A 4,378-nucleotide genomic window follows, 5' to 3' on the forward strand; every position below is an offset into this window, starting at 1 on the left:
TCATGAATTTCGTAATGATGATGTTTCCGAACTTGGGATCCGGAAGCACTTCACGCTTTTCAGCAGAATGACGACGAGACATCGATCAGGTTCCCGCTTATTTCGGACGCTTCGCGCCGTACTTCGAACGACGCTGCTTACGGTTCTTGACGCCCTGGGTATCGAGGACGCCGCGGAGGATGTGGTAGCGCACGCCGGGCAAGTCCTTGACGCGGCCGCCACGAATCATGACCACCGAGTGCTCCTGGAGGTTATGGCCTTCACCCGGGATGTAGCCGATCACCTCGAAGCCGTTGGTCAGGCGCACCTTGGCGACCTTACGAAGCGCCGAGTTCGGCTTCTTCGGGGTCGTGGTGTAGACGCGCGTGCAGACGCCACGCTTCTGCGGCGACTGCTGCAGCGCCGGCACCTTCTTGCGCGACTTCTGTACGACGCGCGGACTTGCGATCAGCTGGTTGATCGTCGGCATGTCAGCCTTCACCTTTTAGTTCGCGCGAAACCTGATCGGCTTCGCAAATTCGTTCGGGACCGCCTGTCCCATCGGCCGCACAGCGCGAATTCAACCCGCGCAAAGCGAAATCGCGCCAACCGCTCGTTACCGAGCGGAAAGCGCTTCGACGCCACAGAGGACCGCGATCGTCACCGGCCAGCGATTGCTGCCCAGCCTGTACCGAGGTCATGCATCCGAAATCAATCTCGAGAGAACTTGCTCAAGAGAACGAAGATCGTCCTGGCATTGCCTAGCTTTGATCGACAGCGTCTGAGCGGCATTCGTCGAGGTTGGTGCCCGTCCAGATCCCGAAAGACCGCGAGGGTGATCCGTTCCGACTCTGGCGACGCTCACCGCCTGTCGTTAAGTGCGCGGGTTTTATCGACCATGGTTAGCCAAGTCAAGGCTAAACCCGCAGCGGCAGAAGCACTTCTTTCATCAATGAAAACAACGTCCGAGCGATGTATATGGCCGCTCTCCGGCACCGCCGCAACCCGCGCGCGAGGTGCCATTTTGAGTGAAAAGCCCGTGCCGGTGCTCCTCCGCCTGGTCAGGCGAATCGGGAGCCACTCATGGGCAGCATTTGCTCGGGCGTCGGATCGGCACTTTAGGCCGCACAATAACACCCGGGTATTATTTGGGGCGGGCATCTCAGCTAGATGATGCCAGACCAACCTTCTTCGGCAGCGAAATCCAACCGTCCGCGCGCAGCCGGTCCCGCAAAGCCCGGATGCGGCGATATCCGACCTGGCGCATTGCCTCGATTCTGAAACCGACCGACTTTCCGGGCCCCAGGTCGATCAGGAAATCGACCATGTTCCGGCGTCCCGCCCACAGCTGGGCCATGAAACTTCCCTCCGCCGCGCAGGAGTCGATCGCATCAATTCCGGACGTCGAGAAAAGCTCTTCGGTGACCTTGTCGATCAACAGCGCGCCAGGGGAATATTTGGCATAGTCGGCGTGGAACGCGGTCTTCCAGGTATAGGCCGTGGTCCCGCAATACATCAGAACCTGGGCCGCGATCGCCCTGCCGCCTATCCGCAGCAGCGCTACCGATGCGTTGCGCTGTTCTGCCAAACTGCCGATCAGCCGCCTGACGAAGGCTGCATCTTTTTCATCACACAGCAGAGCCGTTCCTCGATCGCCTTTCCAGCTATCTAATTCCAATGCAAGAAACGCCTCGAATGCCTCGCTCACGGCGCCAGGCGTTCGATCGTTGACGATATCGACCGCGCCGAGCCCGGACAGCCGGTTCCAGTCCTGCCGCAACTTTTTGCGTGTTGATCCGGATCGCTTCACGCCAAACTCTCGTGTCACGAACGGCCGCGCATTCTCGCAAAACCGGAGCTGTTCTCCGCCACGCGCCGCCAGCGCCTTTACGATCGCATCATAATCGGGAGATTCCGCGTTAAAGGACTGCAGGTTGATGACGTTCGGCAGCACCGGATTTTTCCGGATCGCGGCAAAGAACTCCGGAACGACATCGTCAATGAAGGCGGGGTCGATCACCGGGCTGGAAAGGAAAGCATAGTTGTAGGGGAGCGCTTCCAACCAGGCCGGCCAAAACGGCGCGAGCTTCCGCGTCCGCAACGCCCACACGCCGACCAGCTTCCGTTGTACCGCACCCTCGTCCCAAGCGAGCAGCACGCAGACCTTTGCGAATTTCGTCTCATGGGCGGCGGTCAGGGCGGCAGGATCCATGAAAACATTTGGCGACGCCCGGCGCGTGAGGTCCGCCCACTCCGCCGCGATGCCGTTATCTGGTGAACAAATGCTTACCGAGATCATCGAATGAGCGCCTTTGGGGTCCCGCGTCGATGCGGCGATCTTGGTCTGCCGGCATTGCATTTCGGTTAAGTCTGGCGGTGCTTCAGCGTTTGTTTGCCTTTTCCGGCGTTATGATGCGTCCGGGAGAGGCAAACCTATGCGATACACGGACATTGCGATCGTCGGCGGCGGCCTCGCCGGTTCTACCGCCGCGGCCATGCTCGGGCGCGCGGGCGTTCCGGCGATCCTGATCGACCCACACACCACGTATCCGCCCGACCTGCGCTGCGAGAAAATCAGCGGCGATCAGGTTAACATCCTGCGTAAGACCGGCCTCGCCGAGGCCACGCTGCGGGCGGCGACTCTCGACGGCCGCGTCTGGCTCGCGCGCTTTGGATACCTGCTCGACAAGAAGCCCAGCGACCAATACGGCATCATGTACGACACGCTCGTCAATACAATGCGAACCCAGATTCCTGATAACGTGGAAACGATTCACGCCAAGGCCATCGCGATTTCAACAAGCGCGGAGCGGCAGAGGGTGGCGCTGTCCAACGGCGAAGAGATTTCCGCGCGCCTTGTGGTGTTGTCCAACGGACTGAATGTCGGCTTGCGCCATACCCTCGGCATCGAACGCCGTGTGATCAGCGAATGCCACTCCATTATGGCCGGCTTCGATTTCACCCCGGTCGGCCGCTCGACCTTCGACTTCCCTGCATTGACTTATTATCCGGAGCGGTCGCACGACCGCATGGCGTATCTAACGCTGTTCCCCATTGGCAATGTGATGCGTGCCAATCTATTGGTTTATCGCCGGATCGACGACCCATGGTTTCGCCAACTGCGCCAGACGCCGGAACAGACGCTGCTCGCGATGATGCCGGGTTTGCGCCGGATCGCCGGTAAGTTCAAAGTCACCGGACAGATCAAGATAAGGCCGGCGGATTTATACGAGAGCAACGGTCACCGGCGGCCCGGCCTCGTTCTGATCGGCGATGCGTTTGCAACCTCCTGCCCCGCCGCGGGCACCGGCACCGACAAGGTGTTCACGGATGTTGAACGGCTCTGCAACGTCCACATTCCAGATTGGCTTGCAACGGACGGGATGGACGAAGCCAAGATCGCGGCCTTTTACGACGACCCGGTCAAGACAGCATGTGACGCGTGGTCGGCCGCCAAGGCTTATCAGCTTCGTTCCCTGTCAACCGACAATGGGATTTCCTGGCGCGCCCGGCGCTGGGCACGTTTTGTTGCGCGGCTGGGCGAAGGAACATTGCGGCGGCTGCGCGGCAGCCTTGAGGCCGGGTCAGCCATTCAGCAAAAACAGGCGGCCACACCACCGCATGGAAGGCTTGCATAGGCGTTTTGGAGCGGACGGAGGGAATCGAACCCACACCTCCAGTTTGGAAACCGTCGCTCGGCCATCGAGCTGCATCCGCGGGACAAAATCTAGCATTCCGGCAAAAGCCGGCAGCTAATTTCTGCCGGCCGCGCCCAAAACGTTAAAATTGGCGTTAATTTTCTCTTACCGAGCGCGCCGTCGACGCCAAATCGATCTCAATCGTCGTCATCATCGTCGTCATCGCCATCCACAACGGGTGCGGGCTGATGGCCCTGATCGTCCCAGAGCCTGCGATAGACGCCGTTCTTCGCCAGCAGCTGGGCGTGCGAACCGCGCTCGATCGCCTTGCCGTTGCTGATGACGATGATCTCATCCATATCGACCACCGAGGTAAGGCGGTGGGTCGAAAAGATCATGGTCCGGCCTTCGGCGAGCTTCATAAGCGTCTTGTTGATGGCCGCTTCCGTGGTCTGGTCCAGCGCCGAGGTTGCCTCATCGAGCAGCAGCACCGACGGATTGCGCACGATCGCGCGCGCGATCGCGATGCGCTGGCGCTGCCCGCCCGACAGCGTGTCGCCGCGCTCACCTACCAGCGTATCGTACTTCTGCGGCAGGCTCATGATGTAACGATGGATCTCGGCCTTGCGCGCCGCCTGTTCGACTTCTTCGTCGGTGGCGCCCTCCTTGCCGAGCCGGATATTTTCCCGGATCGACATGTTGAACAGCATGTTTTCCTGGAACACCACCGCCATGCTCCTGCGCAGCGACTCGCGGGTCAC

General features: G+C 60.4%; 4 protein-coding genes and 1 pseudogene. 1 reads left to right on the forward strand and 4 read right to left on the reverse strand.

Annotation, left to right across the window (positions count from 1 at the left end; translation table 11 throughout):
• The 3 genes and pseudogenes from VGP39_RS07805 to VGP39_RS07815 form a co-directional block, all read right to left on the reverse strand.
• A pseudogene (locus VGP39_RS07805) lies at nt 1–82 on the reverse strand (30S ribosomal protein S7); the annotation flags it as partial.
• A gap of 15 nt (nt 83–97) precedes the next feature.
• Nucleotides 98–469 (reverse strand): 30S ribosomal protein S12, encoded by a 372-nt coding sequence (gene rpsL, locus VGP39_RS07810; protein ID WP_011473880.1) that lies wholly within the window; start codon nt 467–469, stop codon nt 98–100.
• Nucleotides 470–1,141: 672 nt separating this feature from the next.
• Nucleotides 1,142–2,191 (reverse strand): GNAT family N-acetyltransferase, encoded by a 1,050-nt coding sequence (locus tag VGP39_RS07815; protein WP_327567533.1) that lies wholly within the window; start codon nt 2,189–2,191, stop codon nt 1,142–1,144.
• Between the two features lie 223 nt (nt 2,192–2,414).
• On the opposite strand from VGP39_RS07815, the gene VGP39_RS07820 reads away from it, so the two are divergent.
• Nucleotides 2,415–3,617, forward strand: a complete 1,203-nt coding sequence (locus VGP39_RS07820; protein ID WP_327567534.1) for an NAD(P)/FAD-dependent oxidoreductase — start codon at nt 2,415–2,417, stop codon at nt 3,615–3,617.
• A 197-nt stretch (nt 3,618–3,814) separates the two neighbouring features.
• On the opposite strand, the gene VGP39_RS07825 is transcribed toward VGP39_RS07820, so the two are convergent.
• The coding region (locus tag VGP39_RS07825) for an ATP-binding cassette domain-containing protein (RefSeq protein ID WP_327567535.1) at nt 3,815–4,378 on the reverse strand (564 nt) is incomplete at its 5' end.

This window comes from Bradyrhizobium sp. (genome assembly GCF_036009065.1).
Classification (GTDB): domain Bacteria; phylum Pseudomonadota; class Alphaproteobacteria; order Rhizobiales; family Xanthobacteraceae; genus Bradyrhizobium.